This window comes from Pseudolabrys sp. FHR47 (genome assembly GCF_005153485.1).
GTDB lineage: Bacteria > Pseudomonadota > Alphaproteobacteria > Rhizobiales > Xanthobacteraceae > Pseudolabrys.
Window position 1 is genome coordinate 346,332 of sequence record NZ_CP039740.1, and the last position, 20,399, is coordinate 366,730.

Consider the following 20,399-nt stretch of genomic DNA (forward strand, 5'->3'; position numbering starts at 1 on the left):
CCATGAAATTCGCTCTCCTCGTCGTGGCGGCGGTTCTTGTCGGGGCCGTCGCCGTCGTGCTCCTGCTCGCCGCGCGCAAGCCGGACAGTTTCGTCGTGCAGCGATCCACGATCATCAACGCGCCGGCGGACCGTATCTTTCCGCTCATCAACGACTATCGGCAGTGGACGGCGTGGTCGCCTTACGAGACCAAGGATCCGCAGATGAAGCGTACGTTCGGACCGGCGACAGCGGGTAAGGGCGCGACTTACGCGTGGGATGGCGACAGCAAGGTTGGCGCCGGCAACATGACCATCGTGGAAAGCACGCCGCCGTCGAAAGTCGGCATCAGGCTCGTCATGACAAAGCCGATTGCCGCTGACAATGACGTGTCGTTCACGTTGACGCCGCAGGGCGCCGACACCAGCGTCACCTGGGCTATGCAGGGGACTGCGCCGTTTTTCGCCAAGGTCATCCATGTGTTCTTCAACATGGACAAGATGGTCGGCGGCGACATGGAAGCCGGCCTGGCGAAGCTGAAGTCGGCGGCGGAGCGAAGTTAAGCGGTGCGTCAAACTCTCTTCCCTCTCCCTCAAGGGGAGAGGGGAAGAAAGAAAATACCTGCGGATTACTAAACCAGCATCCACAAAATCGCGCCGAGCAGCGCGGCAATGACCCACAGCGCCCAGGCGGTAGCGCGGTTGCGCCGCGCTTCCGCCTTGCCGATGGCCTCGACCGTCTCTGGCGCCAGTACCAGGCCGTTGCGCGTGATGTCGTCGATCTGATCGAGCACAGTGCCGGCGCGCAGCAGCAGCGACGGCACCTGCGCGGCGAAGGTGCCGAGCTTGCCGGCGCCGGCGACCGCGTCTTCCAGCTTGCCGATCGGGCCGAGGTTGCGCGAAATCCATTCGCGCACCACCGGGTCGGCCGTCTTCCACATGTCGAGCTTCGGATCGAATGTGCGCGCCACGCCCTCGACCACCACCATGGTCTTCTGCAGCAGGATCAGCTCCGGCCGCGTGCGCATGTCGAAAATGCCGGTGACCTCGAACAGCAGCGTCAGCAGCTTCGCCATCGAGATGTCTTCGGCCGTCCGGTTGTGAATCGGCTCGCCGATGGCGCGGATCGCCTGCGCGAAGGCCTCGACCGAATGATGCCGCGGCACATAGCCGGCATCGAAATGCACCTGCGCGACGCGCATGTAATCGCGGGTGATGAAGCCGAACAAAATTTCGGCGAGGAAACGGCGCTCCTTGGGGCCTAGCCGGCCCATGATGCCGAAATCGACCGCGACCAGCCTTCCATCGTCGTCGACGAACAGATTGCCCGGATGCATGTCGGCGTGAAAGAAGCCGTCGCGCAGCGCATGGCGCAGGAAACTCTGGATCACGATGCGGCCGAGCGCCGGCAGGTCGAAACCCTTGGCCTCCAGCCCGGCGCGGTCGTTGAGCTTGGTGCCGCCGACCCACTCCATGGTCAGGACTTCGCGCGCGGTGCGGTCCCAGTCGATGCCGGGCACGCGGAAGTCCGGATCGTCCTTGGTGTTCTCCGCCATCTCCGATAGCGCCGCGGCCTCGAGGCGGAAATCCATCTCCAGCCGCACCGAGCGGTCGAGCGTGTTGACGACTTCGACAAAGCGCAGGCGCTGCGCTTCAGGCGACAAAGCTTCGGCATTGCGCGCGGCGAAATAGAAAGCGTCGAGATCGACGCGGAAGCGCCGTTCGACGCCGGGGCGCAGGATCTTCACCGCGACCGGCTTGCGCACGCCATCGACATCGACTTCGGCGCGATGCACCTGCGCGATCGAGGCCGCCGCCACCGAGGGACCGAAGCTCGCATAGGCACTTGTGAGCGGCCGTTCCAGCGCTTCCGCGACCACGGCCTCCGCTTCGGCCTGCGGAAACGCCGGCATCTTGTCTTGCAACGATTCAAGATCGCGCGCGATCACGGTGCCGACGACGTCCGGCCGCGTCGCCAGGAACTGACCGAGCTTGACGTAAGTCGGGCCGAGGCGGCGCAGCGCCGCGGCGAGCCGGCTCTCGCCGTTGCGCGATGAGCGCCGCTCGATCAGCCGCGCCAGCGCGATGCCGGTGCGCGCCGGCATCGGCAGCGGCCGCGTATCGACGAGGCCGAATACACCTTCGCGCGCGAACACATAGCCGGCGCGGGACAGACGAATGAGGTGGGAAACGGCCGAGATCACAATTTCCAGCCCGAATGCATCGCCACCACGCCGCCGGTCATCGGCGTGAACGAGACGCGGCGGAAACCGGCGTCGGTGATCATTTGCGCGAAGACCTTGGGCTTGGGAAACTTGCGGATCGACTCAACGAGGTACTGATAGGCCTCGCGGTCGCCGGTGACGCGCTCGCCGACGCGCGGGATCACCTGGAAAGAGTAAAGCTCGTAGAGCTTGTCGAGACCGGGCACATCGACCGACGAGAATTCGAGGCAGAGGAAGCGGCCGCCGTATTTCAAGACGCGATGCGCCTCGCGCAGTGCTTTGTCGATGCGCGGCACGTTGCGGATACCGAAAGCAATGGTGACGCAGTCGAAGCTCTTGTCGGCATAGGGCAGCTCCTCGGCATTGCCCTGCTCGAAGGTCACCTGCCCGTCGAGGCCGCGCTTTTCGGCGCGCTCGCGGCCCACGGCGAGCATCTCGGCATTGATGTCGCAGACGGTGACGCGGGTGCCGAAGCCACCGGCCTCGGCCACGCGGAAGGCGACATCGCCGGTGCCGCCGGCAAGATCGAGCAGCGCGAAATCGCGGTCGCCTTTGGGCGGATTGACCGCCGTCACCAGCGCGTCCTTCCAGGCCCTATGCAGTCCCCCGGACATCAGGTCGTTCATCAGGTCGTAGCGCTTGGCCACCGAGTGGAACACGTCGTCGACCAGCCCCTGCTTCTCGGTGAGGGGCACGTCGCGGTAGCCGAAATGCGTCTCTTGGTGCGGTTCTTGAGCCTTGCTCATCAGCCAATAATCCTTTGCGGGCAGGACCATAGCGCGCCGGGCCGCGGCACGCTATCTATCACGCCCGGAGCGGTAAACCATGCCCGAATTGCCCGAAGTCGAGACGGTACGCAGGGGCCTTGCCCCCGCCATGGAAGGCGCGCGCATCGACAAGGTCGAGGTACGGCATCGCGGCCTGCGCTGGCCGATCGCCAAGGACTTCGAGAAGCGCATCGAGGGCCAGACGGTCGAGGGCCTCGGCCGCCGCGCCAAATATCTCACCGCCGACCTGTCGTCCGGCGACGTGCTGGTCATGCATCTGGGCATGTCGGGCTCGTTCCGCGTCGGACATGAATCGCGGCCGGGCGTCTACTATCACGAGAAATCCAAGAGCGCGGCGCACGATCATGTCGTCTTCCATCTGTCGAATGGCGAGATCGTCACCTTCAACGATCCACGCCGCTTCGGCTCCATGAAGCTGGTGCCGCGCGCCAAACTCGAATCCGAGCCGCTCTTGAAAAGCATCGGCCCCGAGCCGCTCGGCAATGAATTCGACGCGGCGATGCTCGCCGCCGCCTGTCAGGCCAAGAAGACATCGCTGAAGGCCGCGCTGCTCGACCAGCGCGTCGTCGCTGGGCTGGGCAACATCTATGTCTGCGAGGCTTTGTACCGCGCGCATCTGTCGCCGAAGCGGCTGGCCTCGACGATCGCCGATCGTCACGGCAGACCGAACGAGCGCGCCATCGCGCTGGTCGTGGCCATCAAGGCGGTATTGAACGACGCCATCAAGGCCGGCGGCTCGTCGCTGCGCGACCACCGCCGCGCCGACGGTTCGCTCGGCGATTTCCAGCACAATTTTCTGGTCTACGACCGCGAAGGGCAGAAGTGCCCGGACGGCAAGGGCACGGTGAAACGCATCGTGCAGAACGGTCGCTCGACGTTCTATTGTCCGTCGTGTCAGAAGTGACGAGCCTATTGGCTCGTCATGCCCGGGCTTGTCCCGGGCATCCACGTCTGGCTTTAATGTCGCAAAGACGTGGATGGCCGGCATGAAGCCGGCCATGACGACCGCAAATGCCGGGGACAATTGAAATGGCTTACGAAAACATCATCGTCGACACCAAGGGCCGCGTCGGCGTCATCACGCTCAACCGCCCCAATGCGCTCAACGCGCTTAACCGCGCGCTGATGGGCGAACTCAATCAGGCGGTCATCGACTTCCAGAACAACGACGCCATCGGATGTCTGCTGATCACCGGCAGCGACAAGGCTTTCGCCGCCGGCGCCGACATCAAGGAGATGGCGGACAAGTCCTTCATCGAGGCCTATCTCGGCAATTTCGCCGCCGACTGGCATGCGCCGACCAAGACCCGCAAGCCGGTGGTCGCCGCGGTCGCCGGCTTTGCGCTCGGCGGCGGCTGCGAACTCGCCATGCTGTGCGATCTCATCATCGCCGCCGACACCGCCAAGTTCGGCCAGCCCGAGATCAAGCTCGGCGTCATTCCCGGCATCGGCGGCACGCAGCGCCTCGCGCGCGCCATTGGCAAGGCCAAGGCGATGGACCTCGTCCTCACCGGCCGCATGATGGATGCCGCCGAGGCCGAGCGCTCCGGTCTCGTCGCCCGCATCGTGCCCGCGGCGCAATTGATGGACGAAGCGATGAAAGCGGCCGAGACCATTGCCGGCATGTCGCTGCCGTCGGTGCTGGCAGCCAAGGAATCGGTCGATGCCGCCTTCGAGACGTCGCTCGCCGAAGGCCTGCGCTTCGAGCGCCGCATCTTCCACGCGCTGTTCGCCACCGAAGATCAGAAGGAAGGCATGAAAGCCTTCGTCGAGAAGCGCAAGCCGGTGTGGAAGAATAAGTAGCTCGCAGAAATGTTGGTCGTCCCCGCGAAGGCGGGGACCCATAGTCTCCGACGACGCTATGGCGCAGTACGTTCGATGAAATTCCTTAGCCTGCGCTCTTGATCGAGACGGCAGGGGATATGGGTCCCCGCCTTCGCGGGGACGACCATAGTCACTTCCTCACACAAATCACCCGCACCACCGCCTCGCGCGGGTCGGTGACGGAAGCCACCGGCTGCGCCACTTTCTGCGCATCGAGGAAGGCGCGGATCGCATCGGCGCGCACAAGGCGTACCGGCGGCACCGCCGGCGCTATGCTGGCGAGCACGGCGTTGCGCATTTCGGTGAGTCCGACGAACCGGCCATTGGCATCGATCGCCGCCGCGCCCGAAAAGCCCGCCATAGGTACCGAGTCGCGCAAGTCAAGCGCGGCGCCGGTCAGCTTCGCCTTGATCTCCGTGAGCGTCGCGCGGCCGTTATTTGCGCGCGGATCGGGAATGCCGGCGATGGTGACGTCGCCCTTCGCCGCCGTGGTATGGCGCGGCAGCGCCAGCGGCGTCATGTGGCGCGCGCCATAGACGCGCAGCAGCGCCAGCCCCTTGTCCTTGTCCTCGGCGATGCGCTCCGCATCGCCGAATCCGTTGGCGACGATGACCTGGCAGCCTTGCGTCAGCCGCGCATCAGTGACGATGTGACCCTGCGCGCTGACGATGAGCCCGGTGCCGTACTCAACCGACTTCGCCAAGGTCGCGAACGGCGCGGCGCGCTGCGGAAAGGGCGAGAAGGCCGAGGCCATCGCCACCATCACCGGCGCGACGATGCCTTCCATCGCCTGATCGTACAGCATGGTGAAGCCGCGCACCTCGCCATTGCGGATCTGGGCGCGCACCGAAAATTTCTTCAGGCCCTGCAGGCCGTTGATGAAGAAACTGTCGTCGCGCAGGATGCTGTATTCAACCTTGCGCGTCGCAGGTTCCTGCTTCTCACGTTCGAACAGCGCCGACAGTTTCTGGCCCGGCTCGACATAACGGAACGTCTCGACCTGCACGTCGCCATAACGCGACGACCAGTGCGTGCCACGCTTTCCTTCGCGCGCCAGCGGCACCATCTTGGTGGGCAGGCCGATGCGGATGCCGGTCGCCGGATCGACCACGACGTTCCAGCCGAACTCGTCCTGATAGGTTCGTGCCGCGCCGACGAGCTCATGGCGCTCGCGGTCCGTCAGCGTGCCGGTGACCTTGTAGTTCTTGCGCTTCTGGAAATTCTTGATGGCAACGGCGAGCGGATCGTCGCCGTTCTCGGCGGCGCCGGTGAAGTCGCCCGACCACAGCAGCGCCGCCTGGATCAGCAGACGTTCGTCGGCGGCGTTGCCGTAAAGTGTGTCGCCTTCTGCTGCGGCTTCTCTTGCGGGGTTGGTGGGCTTGGCATCGGGCAACGCCGCGGCGTCCGGGCCTGGCGCAATAGCCACGACCTCGGCCGCAGCCGGCGTTTTCAGAACTTCCGGTTTTGGTCGCGGTATAGCCGTCGCTGCCGGTGCGTCGCTTTTATCCGGGGCTTTCGCCTCCGGCGTTTTGGTATCCGGCGTGAGGGCGGCCGATGTCTTCAGCGCTTCGGGTTTCGGTTGCGGCAAAGGGCTCGCTGGCGGTGCGACGCCGGCCTGCTTGTCGGCCGGCTTGTCCGCGGACTTATCGGTGGACTTGCCCGACGGTTTGGCCGTCTTGGCCTGAGCAGGTTTGTCGGCGTGCGCGGGCGCGGCGTCTTCGACCGGATAGGGCGCGGAATCGGGACCGCCCGGCTGCGCGGCGGCCGAGCCGGTGCCCATGCCGCTGGCAAGCGCCAGCGCCACCGTCACCGCCAAAATGGGTCCGAAACGCATCGCCATTTACTCAATACTAACCAATCGGGTCACCTTAGCCGAACAGGATGGGGGTGCAACCGCCGGCCGAAAATTGCATTAACCGGCTCGTTTCGACGCGTTTGAGTGTTAAATTGACGGCAAATGACAGCCACCCCCCCGCTCAGCCGCGACGAACTCGAACGTTACGCCCGCCACATCGTCATGCGCGAGGTGGGCGGCCCGGGTCAGGCGAAGCTGAAGGCCGCCCGTGTCCTGGTGGTGGGTGCCGGTGGGCTCGGCGCGCCGCTGCTCCTCTATCTCGCCGCCGCCGGCGTCGGCACCATCGGCATCGTCGACGACGACGCAGTGGCGCTGTCCAACCTGCAGCGTCAGGTCATCTTCGGCACAGACGATATTGGCGCGTCCAAGGCCGAGCGCGCAGCGCAGGCGATTACCCGTCTCAATCCGCATGTGAAAGTCGAGGTGCACAACGAGCGCCTCAATGCCGGCAACGCGCTGCCGTTGATCGAGAGTTACGACATCGTCGCCGACGGCTCCGACAATTTCGAGACGCGCTATCTGGTGTCCGACACGTGTTACGTTGCGAAGAAGCCGCTCGTTACCGCCGCGCTCGGCGTATTCGATGCGTCGCTGACGACGATCCGCGCGCATGAGCGGCGCACCGACGGCGTGCCCAACCCGACCTATCGCTGTCTGTTTCCCGAGCCGCCGCCCGCCGGCACGATCCCGACCTGTTCGGAAGCCGGGATTCTCGGTGCGCTGCCCGGCATTCTCGGCTCGATGATGGCGCTCGAGGTGATCCGCGAGATCGTCGGCTTCGGCGAAGGGCTCGTCGGCCGCTTGCTGATGATCGACGCGCGCTCGATGCGCTTCGAAACGCTCGATTACGCCTGGGACAAGGACAATCCGCTCAGCGGTTCGGCCGCATCTTCGCGACTTCGTGGTTGATCGGCATTAACGCGGCTGCGCGTTATCTGCTTGGCATCCCTTATCGCTAACCGATCTTAACGTGTCCGTTGCCATCCGCTTAACGGCGGCCCAGCATTTTTCGGTCAAACTGAACTCAATTCCGGTGGAGCTTTTATGTATCCGAACCGGTGAGTTGGGTTCAGTGCCATGTCACATGTGCAGCACAGTCAGAGCATTCCGCGCGACCGCGGCATCGTCGACTGCCTCAAGTGCAACACGCCGATCTTTATCGCCAAGCCCGGCAGCGTGGCGATGGAGTTCTCCGTGCCGTGTCCGAAATGCGGCCATCGCGGCATGTACTTCAAGCGCATGATGCGCGGGGAAAACGAACAGCCCGAACGCCGCAAGGCGCCGCGGGAGTGAAGGTGCGGTTCGCGCGTCGCTCGTAGCCCGCATGGAGCGAAGCGCAATGCGGGGCGGCCGCTCCCGGATTTCGCTGCGCTACATCCGGGCTACAAGCTGTGCTTCCGCACTTTACAACATGCTCGGCAAGACTCTGTCCGGCGGCCGATGGCCGTCCATGAAGGTCTTGATGTTGATGATGACCTTCTCGCCCATGTCGACGCGGCCTTCGAGCGTTGCCGAGCCCATATGCGGCAGCAACGTCACCTTGCCGGCCTTGGCGAGCTTGACCAGCTTCGGATTGACCGCCGGCTCATGCTCGAACACGTCGAGACCGGCACCGGCGAGTTCGCTGGCTTCGAGCATCCGCGCCAACGCATTCTCGTCGATGACTTCGCCGCGCGCCGTGTTGACGATGTAGGCCTCGGGCCGCAGCATCTTCAGTCGCCGCGCCGACAGAAGATGGAACGTCGCCGGCGTGTGCGGGCAGTTCACCGACACGATGTCCATGCGGGCGAGCATCTGGTCGAGGCTTTCCCAATAGGTCGCGTCGAGCTCTTCTTCGATCTTCGGCGCCACCTTGCGGCGGTTGTGATAGTGCACCTGCAGGCCGAAGGCGCGGGCGCGCCGCGCCACCGCCTGGCCGATGCGGCCCATGCCGATGATGCCAAGACGCTTGCCCCAGATGCGGTGGCCGAGCATCCAGGTCGGCGACCAGCCATTCCAGTCCTTGTCGGAGATCAGCACCTGCGCGCCTTCGGCAAGGCGCCGCGGCACGGCGAGAATCAGCGCCATGGTCATGTCGGCGGTATCTTCGGTCAGCACGCCCGGCGTGTTGGTCACGGTGATACCGCGCTGAGCCGCGGTGGCGACATCGATATTGTCGACGCCGTTGCCGAAATTGGCGATCAGCCGCAATTGCTCGCCGGCCTTGGACAGGAGCGCCGAGTCGATCTTGTCGGTCACGGTCGGGACCAGCACGTCGGCGGTCTTGACCGCCTCGGCGAGGTCAGCCGCGCTCATCGGCCTGTCGTCGGCGTTGAGGCGGACATCGAACAGTTCCCGCATCCTCAGCTCGATCGCTTCGGGCAGCTTGCGGGTGACGACGACGACGGGCTTCTTCTGTTTCACCATTGGCTTCGGAACTTCGATGGATTGGGTCGAAAAGCGTGGCGTTCAGGGCTCATTAACCGCGCTGGCACAGACTGCCGGTCCGTGACTGCGAGCTTCAAATTCCTTCCGTTTCCTATCAGATGGCCGAGACAACACAAAGCGTTCGGAGGCGTGTCGCCTTGAAAGTCGGTCGCGGCCTGGTAGCCGCCCTGATTGTCGGCCTGTGCCTCGGCGCGAGCCCCGACGCGCGTGCGGCGGCCGACCTGCCGGCCGGGCCGGTCAGCGGCCTGCCGATGCCGCGCTTCGTCAGCCTTAAGTCGGACAGGACAAACGTCCGCGCCGGGCCCAACAAGGACCAGGACGTCCGGTGGGTCTATACCCGCGCCGGCATGCCGGTCGAAATCACCGCCGAATTCGAGAATTGGCGCCGCATCCGGGACTGGGAAGGCTCGGAAGGCTGGGTCTACCACTCTTTGCTGTCCGGGCGGCGCAGCGGTGTCGTCGTGCCGTCGAAGAACGAGGAAACGGTGCCGCTCTATCAGAGCCCGGACAAGGAATCCGGGGTCATGGCCCGGCTGCAGCCCGGCGTGCTCGCCCAGATCAAGTCCTGCGACGGCAACTGGTGCGAAATCGTGGGCAAGAGCTTCTCCGGCTACATCGTGCAGGAGCGCATCTGGGGCGCTTATCCGCACGAGAAGTTCGATTAGCACTTGAGTGCGTCGCGCTCGGCGCGCTCCCTCTCCCTTTTGGGGAGAGGGTTGGGGTGAGGGGGCAAGTGACTCTCGATAGTCCGTAACCCCTCACCCGGCACGCTACCGCGTGCCGACCTCTCCCTATGGGAGAGGTGAGAGAGAGTCTCACGTATCGACGCCGAAATACTCGCGAAATTTCTGCCGCCCTTTGGTCGTCACGCTCACCGCGCGCGAGCCGCTGACGCGCCTGATCCAGCCCGATGTCAGACAATGTGCGCACAAGGCCGCGCCGAGCGCGCCGCCGATATGCGGCCGTCTTTCACTCCAGTCGAGGCAGGGCCGGCACAATATGCGTTTCGAGCGACCGGACTTGCGTGGTTCGAGTGCGATACCGAGCCGGTCGAACAAGGTCGCGCCGCCCTCGGTGACAATGCCGGCGTCCAAAGTCAATTCGATCTGGTTATTGGCGATCATCGAATCCGCCAGCGCGACGCCGAGATGGCCGGCGAGATGATCGTAACAAGTGCGCGCGGCGCGCAACGCCTTGTCGCGTGGCCCGGTGACGATGGCACGCGGGCGCGCGTCGGCCGCGACTTGCATGATGCTCTCCAGCATGCGCGCCACCGCCGGCGAAGCCAGCCGGTGATAGCGATGACGGCCCTGCTTCTCGACAGCGATAAGTCCGCCGGCTGCGAGCTTCGTCAGATGGCCGGACGCCGTTTGCGGCGTGACATGCGCGGCTTGCGCCAGTTCGCTTGCCGTCAGCGCGCGCCCGTCCAGCAGCGCGTGCAGCATCCCGGCGCGCGCCGGATCGCCGGCAAGGCTCGCAATTTCGGTGAACGCGCCCTGGGTGGCCATGGCTGGCTCCGTGGTTATTCGTCGGCCGATATCTTAGCGCTTTAACGCACGCGATACTTCGGCCTCGGCCGAAACTTCACGGGATGTGCCGCGTGCAGGATCGGCGTTATGACACGACCATCGATCCTGACACGGTTTTGCTTCTGGCACCGCCGCTATCGTACCCGGCGGCACTTGCGCGATCTGCCGGACTATCTGCTGCGCGACATCGGCATTGACGATGCAGCGCGCGACGACGAATGCGGCCAATGGTTCTGGCAAGGCGTGGTGCCTGACATTGACGACGCCTCAACAGAAAACGGGCGCCACTTGCGCGCGCCCGTTCTCAATTCGCAGTGAGCGAGGAGCCTTAAACCTTGCGGCGCAACCGCACGACCACGTCGACGCGCGCGACCTCATAGCCTTCCGGCGCATCCGGCGTCTTGCCGACGATGACGTCATGGGCGGGGATGTCGAGGAGTTCGTCCTCGCCTTCGACGAAGAAGTGGTGGTGCGCCGAAGCGTTGGTGTCGAAATAGGCCTTGGTGCCGTCGACGGGTACCTGACGCAGCAGGCCGACTTCGGTGAACTGGTGCAGCGTGTTGTAAACGGTGGCGAGCGACACCGGCACCTTGGCGCGGGTCGCTTCTTCGTACAGCGCTTCGGCGGTCAGGTGGCGATCGCCCTTGCCGAACAGGATCCAGCCCAGCGCCATGCGCTGGCGGGTCGGGCGCAGACCGACGTCACGCAGCATCGATTTGACGTCGTGCCACGGGCAGCCCGTGAGCGAAGCGCGGTCGTGCGCCTCGGCGGCATCCGCCTTGGTGATCGGCAACATCGTGGTTCGGGTTTCGGTCATTGGCTGGCCAAGCTCTTCCACTGATTACGCTTCTGACACTCATTCGCAAACGCGGGGGATGCTTGGCCGGAATATAATAATCCGAAGGCCTGGCGCCACGCTGCGGGGAACAGGCGGGGCCCTCAAAAGGGAGGGCAAACCCGTTTCATTTGCAACATATCGAAGGGGGCGGCCGGGCGCAACTCCGGTAATTACCGGAGAACGCCATTTTGCCGCGCCGGTTAAGGGCTTAGGGAGCGCCTTGTCTCCCTCGCCCGACTTTGCCCCCTCAGGTCCGGTGTGTTACCCCTTTGCCGTTGAATTTGCGGCTTTCTTCGTTATGCCTCGCCCCGAGGCCGGGGTGGCCGCCAGAGCGGGATTTTTGCACGATGACCGAGCGCCGGAGCAGTTTTGCCTATGAGGATTTGCTGGCCTGCGGCCGCGGCGAGCTGTTCGGCCCCGGCAATGCCCAGCTGCCGCTGCCGCCGATGCTCATGTTCGACCGGATCACCGAAATCTCGGAAACTGGCGGCGAATTCGGCAAGGGCATGGTGCGCGCGGAACTCGACGTGAAGCCCGACCTCTGGTTTTTCCTCTGTCATTTCAAGGGTGACCCCGTCATGCCGGGTTGCCTCGGCCTCGACGCGCTGTGGCAGATGGTCGGTTTCTTCCTCGGCTGGCTGGGTTCGCCCGGTCGCGGCCGGGCGCTGGGCACCGGCGAGATCAAGTTCAGCGACCAGGTGCTGCCGACCGTGAAAAAGGTCGTCTACGGCGTCGATTTCAAGCGCGTGATGCGCTCCAAGCTGGTGCTGGGTATCGCGGACGGCTGGTTGGCCGCCGACGGCAAAGTGATTTACAAGGCCAGCGACCTGAAGGTCGGCCTGTTCCAGCAGGACGCGGCCTTGCAGCCGAGCGGCGCCTGAGCGGGACAGTTTGGACCGCGGCACGCCCGGGCGTCCGGCCTTGCGGACTTGCCTGTGGCGGCCAATCTGTGTGCCAATCGCCGACATTTCGTGAAGGGAAACGACGATGCGACGGGTAGTCGTCACTGGGATGGGGATCGTCTCATCCATCGGCAACAACACGCAGGAAGTTCTTGCCAGCCTGCGTGAAGCCAAGTCCGGCATCACATTCGCCACCGAATTCGCCGAACATGGCTTCCGCTGCCAGGTCTACGGCAAGCCGACGCTCGATCCGTCCGGCATGGTCGACCGGCGCGCCATGCGCTTCCTCAGCCAGGCCTCGGCCTGGAACCATGTCGCCATGGATCAGGCGATCCGCGATTCGGGCGTCGAGGAAAAGGACCTCGTCAATCCGCGGACCGGCATCATCATGGGCGCGGGCGGGCCTTCGACCGAGACCATCGTCGAGGCCGCCGACATCACGCGCAAGAACGGCTCGCCCAAGCGCATCGGTCCCTTCGCCGTGCCGAAAGCGATGTCGTCGAGCCCGTCGGCGACGCTTGCTACCTGGTTCAAGATCAAGGGCGTCAACTATTCAATCTCTTCGGCTTGCGCGACCTCGACGCATTGCATCGGCAATGCGGCCGAGATGATCCAGTGGGGCAAGCAGGACATGGTGTTCGCCGGCGGCTCGGAAGATCTGAGCTGGACCATGTCGAACCTGTTCGATGCCATGGGTGCGATGTCGTCGAAATATAACGACACGCCGGCGACCGCCTCGCGCGCTTACGATGTGAGCCGCGACGGCTTCGTCATCGCCGGCGGTGCCGGTGTTCTCGTGCTCGAAGAACTCGAACACGCCAAGGCGCGCGGCGCCAAGATCTATGCCGAAGTCGCCGGCTACGGCGCGACCTCGGACGGCTACGACATGGTGGCGCCGTCGGGCGAAGGCGCGCAGCGCTGCATGAAGCTGGCGCTGGAAACCTGCAAGGTGCCGATCGACTACATCAATCCGCATGCCACCGCGACGCCGGTCGGCGATGCCAAGGAGATCGAAGGCATCCGCGCCGTGTTCGGCGACAAGTGCCCGCCGATCTCGGCGACCAAGTCGCTGTCGGGCCACTCGCTCGGGGCCGCCGGCGTGCAGGAAGCGATCTACACGCTGCTCATGATGCAGAACGGCTTCATGTGCGAGAGCGCCAACATCAAGGATCTCGATCCCGATTTCGCCGACATGCCGATCCTGCGCGAGCGCAAGGACAATGTCCAAATCCGTGCCGCGATGTCGAACTCGTTCGGCTTCGGCGGCACCAACGGCACGTTGGTGTTCAAGCACGTTGATGCGTGATCGCCGCGGCGAAAAATCAGTGACGTCATGGCCGGGCATAGCCGTTCGAAGAACGGCGTTCTAAAGAACGCCTATGTCCCGGCCATCCACGTCTAGGAACGTGAATGAAGCAAGTCGTGGATGCCCGGCACAAGGCCGGGCATGACGACCGAGAGGATAGAGACCTATGCCGGGTTTGATGGAAGGTAAGCGCGGGCTGATCATGGGCGTGGCGAACGACCACTCGATCGCCTGGGGCATCGCGAAGACGCTGCATCAGCACGGCGCGCAGATCGCCTACACCTATCAGGGTGAGGCCCTGCTCAAGCGCATCAAGCCGCTCGCCGAGCAGACCAATTCCGACATCATCCTGCCCTGCGACGTCGAGGACATCGCCTCCGTCGACAAGGTCTGGGCGACGCTCAAGGAGAAGTGGGGCACCATCGACTTTTTCGTCCACGCCGTCGGCTTCTCGGACAAGAACGAACTGAAGGGCCGCTTCGCCGACAACACGCGCGAGAACTTCGTTCGCACCATGGTGATCTCCTGCTTCTCCTTCGCCGAGAGCGCCAAGCGCGCGGCGGAGCTGATGCCCAATGGCGGCGCGATGGTGACGCTCACTTACAATGGCGGCGATCGCGCCATGCCCAATTATAACGTCATGGGTCTGGCCAAGGCGGCGCTGGAGTCGTCGGTGCGCTATCTCGCCGTCGACTTCGGCCACCAGAAGATCCGCGTCAACGCCATCTCGGCGGGGCCGATTCGCACGCTCGCCGGCGCCGGCATCGGCGATGCGCGCTACATGTTCGCCTTCCAGCAGAAATATTCGCCGCTCGGCCGCGGCGTCACTTTGGAAGACCTCGGCGGCTCGGGTCTCTATCTGTGTTCGGATTTGTCGACCGGCGTGACGGGCGAAATCCATTTCGTCGATTCAGGGTACAACGTCATCGCCATGCCGCAGCCGGCGGCGCTGCGCGAGGCCGGCGGTTCGGTGGAGAACGGCGGCTGATCGCCGCCGCTCAGTGCCCGTAGAGATAGATGGCGTAGGCGCTGAACAGATAAACGAGTAGCAGCGCGATGCTGACCCAGCCGATCGTGCCGCGCAGTCGTGTTGCCGGCTTGTACAACATCGCGACAATAAAAATGCCGGTCATGACGACGGCGGCGAAAGCCGTGATCGCATGCGCCGGCGACACGGCCGCGAGCAGCGGGCCTTTTGTATAAGCGATATCGTCGATCGCCAGGACCAGGATATCGAACAGGTTGCTGCCGAGCAGGTTGCCGATCGCCATGTCGACGGCGCCGAGCCGCAGCGCACTCAGCGTCACCACCAGTTCTGGCACCGAGGTCGCAGATGCGATCAGCAGCGTGCCGACGAAGCTCTGGCGCCAGCCCATGATGTCGGCGATTTCGTTGCCTATGAAAGGCAGCCAGGTGCCTGCGACGACCACGACGGCTGCAGCGGCGCCATAACGGACCAGCGCGGCAGAAAGCAATATGCCTCGCGGCGGCGCGATGTTCGACGGTGGTCGTGGTGTGCTGCGTTCGTAGACGAATGCGGCGCGCATTGCGACGAAATAGATCAGGAGGATGATCGGCGTGTAGACCGAGATATGGAGGAACGATGCGTGCAAGCCGTTCTGGCTGAGCAGTAGCAAGGCTCCCGCCGTGCCGATCAGGATGACGCCGAAGCCGGCGGTCAGAATGTGACCTTGATCGACCCGCCGGTACATCGGCTCATCGCGGCTCAACTCGTCGAGCAGCACCAGCATAACGAGGTTGAAGACGCAACTGCCGAGCACATCGCCGACCGCGATGTCCGGCGCATCGGCGACCGTTACCGCACTGAGGCCGGTGAACAATTCCGGGAGCGACGTCGCGGTGGCCAGCAGTACCAGGCCGATCCATGACCGCGACAGGCCGGTGAGCTGCGCGATGACGTCGCCGTAACGTGTCAGCATCGGCCCGGCAAAGCCGATCGCCGCGACGCAGAGGACGAATTTGAGCCACGGCAGGAGAAGTGCGGTCATGACGCGGCCCTCGTCGGCGTCCGCCGGCCCATGACGATCAACACGATCTGCGTCACGATCATGGGCGCAAGGCTGCTGGCCATGATCACGGCCCACATCGCCGCCGTCGGTGGCGTCAGGCCGAGAAGACCGGCGAGCGCCGGCGTATAGGCCGGGATCACCAGCAGCACGGTGCACAGCGCCAGCGCGCCCCAGACCCACGGATTGCGCACGATGTCGTTCGACAACAATCGCGACATTGGGTGCCGCATGTCGAAGACATGCCAGAGCTGGGCGAAAGCGAGTGTCAGGAAAGTCACGGTGACGACCGCGTCGTCATTGAGGCGGAGCCAGAACCGCGCCGCGACGAGCGCGGCGAAGGTGCCAGCCGTGAGCGCGGCGCTTTGCAGCCCAATGCCGATCCATTGTGAACGCGACAATAGCGGCTGCTTCGGATCGCGCGGCGGCCGCTTCAGAATGTCGCGGTCGCCTTCGCCGAGCGCCAGCGCGAAAGCCGGGAACACGTCGGTGATGAGGTTGAGGTAGAGAATCTGCAGCGGCAGGATCGGCAGCGATAGTGCGAGCAGCACGGCGAGCCCGACCACCAGCACCTCGCTGAGATTGCAGGACATCAGGTATGCGACGAAACGGCGGATGTTGCCGAAGATGATGCGGCCTTCGCGGATGGCGTGAACGATGCTCGGAAACGCGTCGTCGAGCAGGATCATGGCAGCGGCCTCGCGTGCCACATCGGTGCCGCGCAGACCCATGGCGACGCCGATATCGGCCTGCCGCAGGGCCGGCGCGTCGTTGACGCCGTCGCCGGTCATGGCGACGATGTCGCCGCGCTTCTGGAAAGCGCGGACCAGGCTTAGCTTTTCGCTCGGGCTGACACGCGCGAAAATCCCGGCCTGATAGACGGCCGGGTCGCCATTTTCGATCAGGCGCGCCACATGCCGGCCTTCGATCACATGCGCCGCGGCGTCGCCGAGGCCGACGGCGCGGCCGATGCTGCGCGCGGTCACGGCATGGTCGCCCGTCACCATGATGACGCGGATGCCGGCGCGCCGGCACTCGGCAATCGCTTCCGGCACGTTCTCGCGCGCCGGATCCTCGAGCGCGATCAGGCCGGCGAAAGTCAGTCCTTCATAGGGCGCGAAGTCGGCGCCGGCCTCCATTTTCATGGCGCAGCCGATGACGCGCAGGCCGTGATGGCCGAGGTGATCGACGCGCTCGGCCCAGTCGCGGCGCATTGCAGCGGTCAGCGGCACGACGCGGCCCTCGTCATTGACCGTGTCGCAGGCGTCGAGCACGGCTTCCGGCGCGCCTTTGACCGCGAACAGATAGCCGTCACCGCTTTTGTGCACCGTGGCCATCTTCTTGGTCGCGGTGTCGAAGGCTTCCTTGCGCACCATTGGGTTTCGATGCGTCAGCCGCTCGCGCGACAGGCCTGCATGAAGACCGGCGCGCAGCAGCGCCAGCTCCATCGGATCGCCGCTGCCCGTATCCTTCGCATTCTCGAGTGCGGCGTCGTTGCACAGCACGGCGATGCGCAGCAGAAGCGTGGCTTCCTCGTCTTCGGCCAGTTCCTTCTTCGGTTCGCTGAGGTCGATCTCGCCGTCCGGCACCCAGAGCCGGCGCACCGTCATGCGGTTCTCGGTCAGCGTGCCGGTCTTATCGGTGAGGATGACGGTGGTGGCCCCCAGCGTCTCGACCGCCGCAAGACGCTCGATCAGCGCATTGTGCTGCGCCATGCGCCACATGCCGCGCGCCAGCGCCAATGTCGCGACGATCGGCAGCCCTTCGGGAATGGCGGCGACCGCCAGCGCGATCGAGGTCTCGATGATCAGGAACGGCTCCTTGCCGGTCCACAATCCAACGGCGACCAGCACAGTCGCCAGCGCCAGCGTCCCCCAGACGAGTTGCAGCGAGAGCCGTGCCAGCTTGCGCTCCAGCGGCGAAGCGCCGGGCTCGGATTCCTCGACCAGCTTCGACACGCGCCCGAGTTCAGTCGAAAGACCGGTTGTCGTCACCACTGCCACCGCGCTGCCGCGTGTCACCGCGGTGCCCTTGAACAGCATCGAATGCCGCTCCGACAGGCGCGCCTCTGTGGCCACGGCCTTGGCCGATTTCTCGACCGCTACGGACTCGCCGGTGACGGTCGATTCATCGGCCGCCAGGCTTGAGGCTTCGATCAACCGCATATCGGCCGCCACCGAGTCGCCGGCCTCGATCAGCACGATGTCGCCGGGCACCAGCTCCGCGGCGTCGATGCTGCGCACATGGCCGTCGCGCCGCACGCGCGCGGCGTGGCTGCCGAGCTTGCGCAGGGCCTCGATCGAGCGCGCTGCTTTCAGTTCGGTGACAAAGCCGATCAGCGCGTTGACGGCGAGCACGGCGACGATGGCGAGGCCTTCCTCGATTTCGTGGAACCAGAAGGCGAGCGCCGCCGCGCCGCCGAGCAGGTAGACGACGGGACTGACGAACTGATGCAGCAGCAACAGGAGCGCGCTGGCCTCGCGCGTCGCCTCGATAGTGTTGGCGCCGGCTATGGCGCGCCGCCGCGTCACCTCGTCCTCGCTCAGGCCGAACTCCGCGGACACGCCCAAGGCCGCCAACACGTCGCGCCCGGACCGGCCGTGCGGATCGTCTACGGAAAGCGGTGGCGGCGTTTCGGTCATCAGGGGGGCTATCCGCGTCAACTCAGTGCAGAAGATAATAATGGCGGGCCGGCTGCATCCCTTCCTTGATACCCATCAACCGGATACCGCGCGGATTGTCGCAGATGTCCGTCGTCCCCAAACCTCGTTCGCCCTCGCGAAAGCGGGGACCAGTCTTGTAGCCCGGATGAAGCGCAGCGAAATCCGGGAGCGACGGATCGATCCATTCCCGGGTTGCGCTTCGCTTCACCCGGGCTACGAGTCCGGAGTCAGAAAATAATCCTTGACTATAATTCCTAGGATAGTATAGGCTCACCCCATCCTGCTCGGCCGAGGGCGTCATCTAGAGGCGTCTTTTTGACGGAGCAGGGCGCGGTGCCCGCGGCCGGGGGAGGTAACGCAACCTCCGGGCTCGGGCGGCGACGGGGCTCCGCCCGGAGGCACTATGACCTCCTGCAAGGAGCTTGCTGATGGTGAGCGCTACCCATCGCAAGATGGATCAGCCGCCAGAAGCGCGGCCCGTCGTCGTAACGACACCGCGATGGAGCGCCGTGGGGCGCGGGTTTCTCCGATCGCAAGGAGAGACCGCGCACCGCAAGGTGCGAAATCAAAAGAGCGCCTCGTGGCGCTCCATCCCCTCGGCGTCTCCGAGGGGAACGGAAGGGAAGGCAGGCCACCTCGGGCCTTCAAGAACAGGGGCGATGACGCATGTCCGGCGCAATCGTCCAGCGCATGGACGATGCTCGCGCGGCTCTCTTGCCCACCGCCGCTTCCGGCTATAATGACGGCACCGAAGATTGTTCCCGGGACCGTTCCCGAAGAGGAGTTTCCATGTCGCAAGCCGCCGAGAAGCGCCCCTATAAGCCATCGATCCTGAAGGACCGTGACTTCCAGTGGGAGGACCCGCTCGGCATCGAATTCGAGCTGACGGAAGAAGAGCGTATGGTGCGCGATACGGCGAAAGGTTTCGCCGAAGACTATCTGATGCCGAAGGTCACCGAGGCTTACCTCAACGAGACGCACGATCCGAACAACCTGCCGGCGATGGGCAAGCTCGGTCTGCTCGGCCCGACCATCCCGGAGGAATACGGTGGCGCCGGCCTCGGCTATGTTGCTTACGGCCTGATCGCTCGTGAGATCGAGCGCGTCGATTCCGGTTATCGCTCGACCATGTCGGTGCAATCTTCGCTCGTGATGTATCCGATCTACGCCTATGGCTCCGAGGAACAGCGCCGCAAGTATTTGCCCAAGCTCGCCACCGGCGAAATGGTCGGCTGCTTCGGCCTCACTGAGCCGGATCACGGCTCCGATCCGGGCTCGATGGTGACGCGCGCCGAGAAGATCGCCGGCGGTTACAAGCTCAACGGCGCCAAGACCTGGATTTCGAACGCGCCCTTCGCCGACATCGCGGTGGTGTGGGCCAAGCTCGACGGCGTCATTCGCGGCTTCATTGTCGAGCGCGGCACCAAGGGTTTCTCGACGCCGAAGATCCAGGGCAAGCTGAGCTTGCGTGCCTCGACCACCGGCGAGATCGTGCTTGCCGATTGCGTGGTGCCGGAAGAGAACCTGCTGCCGAACGTGCAGGGCCTGTCGGGTCCGTTCGGCTGCCTCAACAACGCGCGCTACGGCATCGCCTGGGGCGTCATGGGCGCTGCCGAGTTCTGCTGGCACGCCGCGCGCCAGTACACGCTCGACCGCAAGCAGTTCAACCGGCCGCTCGCCGCCAACCAGCTGGTGCAGAAGAAGCTCGCCGATATGCAGACCGAAATCGCACTCGGCCTGTCGGGCTGTTTGCGCCTCGGCCGCATGATCGAAGCCGGCCGCGCCGCCCCGCCCTCGATCTCGCTGATGAAGCGCAACAACTGCGGCAAGGCGCTCGACATCGCCCGCGTCGCCCGCGACATGCACGGCGGCAACGGCATCTCGAGCGAGTATCACGTGATGCGTCACGTCGCGAACCTCGAGACGGTCAACACCTACGAGGGCACGCACGACATTCACGCGCTGATCCTCGGCCGCGCGCAGACCGGCATCCAGGCGTTTTTCTGAGGCGTCTCTTTCCCTCTCCCCGCTTTGCGG

19 protein-coding genes are annotated in these 20,399 nt (G+C 64.7%); 11 read left to right on the plus strand and 8 right to left on the minus strand.

Annotated elements, in window-relative coordinates; translation table 11 throughout:
- The first annotated feature begins 2 nt into the window (after positions 1-2).
- A complete protein-coding gene (locus E8Q40_RS01695) occupies positions 3-542 on the plus strand; it encodes an SRPBCC family protein (protein ID WP_137042759.1) in 540 nt (179 codons plus the stop codon).
- 68 nt (positions 543-610) lie between these two features.
- Here the strand turns inward: E8Q40_RS01695 and ubiB are convergent, their stop codons facing one another.
- A complete protein-coding gene (ubiB, locus tag E8Q40_RS01700; protein WP_137042760.1) occupies positions 611-2,182 on the minus strand; it encodes a 2-polyprenylphenol 6-hydroxylase in 1,572 nt (523 codons plus the stop codon).
- Positions 2,179-2,949 (minus strand): bifunctional demethylmenaquinone methyltransferase/2-methoxy-6-polyprenyl-1,4-benzoquinol methylase UbiE, encoded by a 771-nt coding sequence (ubiE, locus tag E8Q40_RS01705; RefSeq protein WP_137042761.1) that lies wholly within the window; start codon positions 2,947-2,949, stop codon positions 2,179-2,181. Before ubiE ends, ubiB begins: the two co-directional genes overlap by 4 nt.
- 79 nt (positions 2,950-3,028) lie before the next feature.
- Between ubiE and mutM the strand changes: the two genes are divergently transcribed.
- Together mutM and E8Q40_RS01715 are read left to right on the plus strand one after the other, a co-directional pair.
- Positions 3,029-3,895 carry a bifunctional DNA-formamidopyrimidine glycosylase/DNA-(apurinic or apyrimidinic site) lyase gene (gene mutM / locus E8Q40_RS01710; protein ID WP_137042762.1) on the plus strand — a complete coding sequence of 289 codons (867 nt, stop codon included), beginning with the start codon at positions 3,029-3,031 and terminating at the stop codon, positions 3,893-3,895.
- A 125-nt stretch (positions 3,896-4,020) separates the two neighbouring features.
- Positions 4,021-4,794 carry an enoyl-CoA hydratase gene (locus tag E8Q40_RS01715; RefSeq protein WP_137042763.1) on the plus strand — a complete coding sequence of 258 codons (774 nt, stop codon included), beginning with the start codon at positions 4,021-4,023 and terminating at the stop codon, positions 4,792-4,794.
- Positions 4,795-4,945: 151 nt separating this feature from the next.
- Here the strand turns inward: E8Q40_RS01715 and E8Q40_RS01720 are convergent, their stop codons facing one another.
- Positions 4,946-6,649 carry a serine protease gene (locus E8Q40_RS01720; RefSeq protein WP_137042764.1) on the minus strand — a complete coding sequence of 568 codons (1,704 nt, stop codon included), beginning with the start codon at positions 6,647-6,649 and terminating at the stop codon, positions 4,946-4,948.
- A gap of 123 nt (positions 6,650-6,772) precedes the next feature.
- Between E8Q40_RS01720 and E8Q40_RS01725 the strand changes: the two genes are divergently transcribed.
- Both E8Q40_RS01725 and E8Q40_RS01730 read left to right on the plus strand, forming a co-directional pair.
- Positions 6,773-7,579 carry a molybdopterin-synthase adenylyltransferase MoeB gene (locus tag E8Q40_RS01725; RefSeq protein WP_137042765.1) on the plus strand — a complete coding sequence of 269 codons (807 nt, stop codon included), beginning with the start codon at positions 6,773-6,775 and terminating at the stop codon, positions 7,577-7,579.
- Between the two features lie 168 nt (positions 7,580-7,747).
- Complete coding sequence (locus E8Q40_RS01730) at positions 7,748-7,963, plus strand: hypothetical protein (protein ID WP_137042766.1); 216 nt, start codon at positions 7,748-7,750, stop codon at positions 7,961-7,963.
- A gap of 111 nt (positions 7,964-8,074) precedes the next feature.
- On the opposite strand, the gene E8Q40_RS01735 is transcribed toward E8Q40_RS01730, so the two are convergent.
- Positions 8,075-9,076: a D-glycerate dehydrogenase gene (locus E8Q40_RS01735; RefSeq protein ID WP_137042767.1), complete on the minus strand. Its 1,002-nt coding sequence runs from the start codon at positions 9,074-9,076 to the stop codon at positions 8,075-8,077.
- 158 nt (positions 9,077-9,234) lie between these two features.
- Between E8Q40_RS01735 and E8Q40_RS01740 the strand changes: the two genes are divergently transcribed.
- A complete protein-coding gene (locus E8Q40_RS01740; RefSeq protein ID WP_246662979.1) occupies positions 9,235-9,762 on the plus strand; it encodes an SH3 domain-containing protein in 528 nt (175 codons plus the stop codon).
- A gap of 150 nt (positions 9,763-9,912) precedes the next feature.
- Here the strand turns inward: E8Q40_RS01740 and E8Q40_RS01745 are convergent, their stop codons facing one another.
- On the minus strand, positions 9,913-10,605 hold the full coding sequence (locus tag E8Q40_RS01745) for a helix-turn-helix transcriptional regulator (protein ID WP_137042769.1): 693 nt from the start codon (positions 10,603-10,605) through the stop codon (positions 9,913-9,915).
- Between the two features lie 108 nt (positions 10,606-10,713).
- Between E8Q40_RS01745 and E8Q40_RS01750 the strand changes: the two genes are divergently transcribed.
- Entirely contained in the window at positions 10,714-10,944 is a 231-nt protein-coding gene (locus E8Q40_RS01750) for a DUF1127 domain-containing protein (RefSeq protein ID WP_137042770.1), read from the plus strand.
- 10 nt (positions 10,945-10,954) lie between these two features.
- On the opposite strand, the gene irrA is transcribed toward E8Q40_RS01750, so the two are convergent.
- Entirely contained in the window at positions 10,955-11,422 is a 468-nt protein-coding gene (irrA, locus tag E8Q40_RS01755; RefSeq protein ID WP_137046536.1) for an iron response transcriptional regulator IrrA, read from the minus strand.
- Positions 11,423-11,811: 389 nt separating this feature from the next.
- On the opposite strand from irrA, the gene fabA reads away from it, so the two are divergent.
- The 3 genes from fabA to fabI all read left to right on the plus strand — a co-directional run bounded on the left by fabA (position 11,812) and on the right by fabI (position 14,660).
- Positions 11,812-12,345: a 3-hydroxyacyl-[acyl-carrier-protein] dehydratase FabA gene (gene fabA, locus E8Q40_RS01760; RefSeq protein WP_137042771.1), complete on the plus strand. Its 534-nt coding sequence runs from the start codon at positions 11,812-11,814 to the stop codon at positions 12,343-12,345.
- A 106-nt stretch (positions 12,346-12,451) separates the two neighbouring features.
- Positions 12,452-13,672 (plus strand): beta-ketoacyl-ACP synthase I, encoded by a 1,221-nt coding sequence (gene fabB / locus E8Q40_RS01765; protein ID WP_137042772.1) that lies wholly within the window; start codon positions 12,452-12,454, stop codon positions 13,670-13,672.
- 166 nt (positions 13,673-13,838) lie between these two features.
- Positions 13,839-14,660, plus strand: a complete 822-nt coding sequence (fabI, locus tag E8Q40_RS01770) for an enoyl-ACP reductase FabI (RefSeq protein WP_137042773.1) — start codon at positions 13,839-13,841, stop codon at positions 14,658-14,660.
- A gap of 10 nt (positions 14,661-14,670) precedes the next feature.
- On the opposite strand, the gene E8Q40_RS01775 is transcribed toward fabI, so the two are convergent.
- Positions 14,671-15,681, minus strand: coding sequence for a sodium:calcium antiporter (locus E8Q40_RS01775; RefSeq protein ID WP_137042774.1), 1,011 nt, complete (start codon positions 15,679-15,681; stop codon positions 14,671-14,673).
- Entirely contained in the window at positions 15,678-18,341 is a 2,664-nt protein-coding gene (locus E8Q40_RS01780) for a cation-transporting P-type ATPase (RefSeq protein WP_137042775.1), read from the minus strand. The genes E8Q40_RS01775 and E8Q40_RS01780 overlap by 4 nt, the downstream gene beginning before the upstream one ends.
- A gap of 810 nt (positions 18,342-19,151) precedes the next feature.
- Here E8Q40_RS01780 and E8Q40_RS01785 point away from each other — a divergent pair.
- A complete protein-coding gene (locus E8Q40_RS01785) occupies positions 19,152-20,369 on the plus strand; it encodes an acyl-CoA dehydrogenase (RefSeq protein WP_137042776.1) in 1,218 nt (405 codons plus the stop codon).
- The last annotated feature ends 30 nt before the right edge of the window (positions 20,370-20,399 follow it).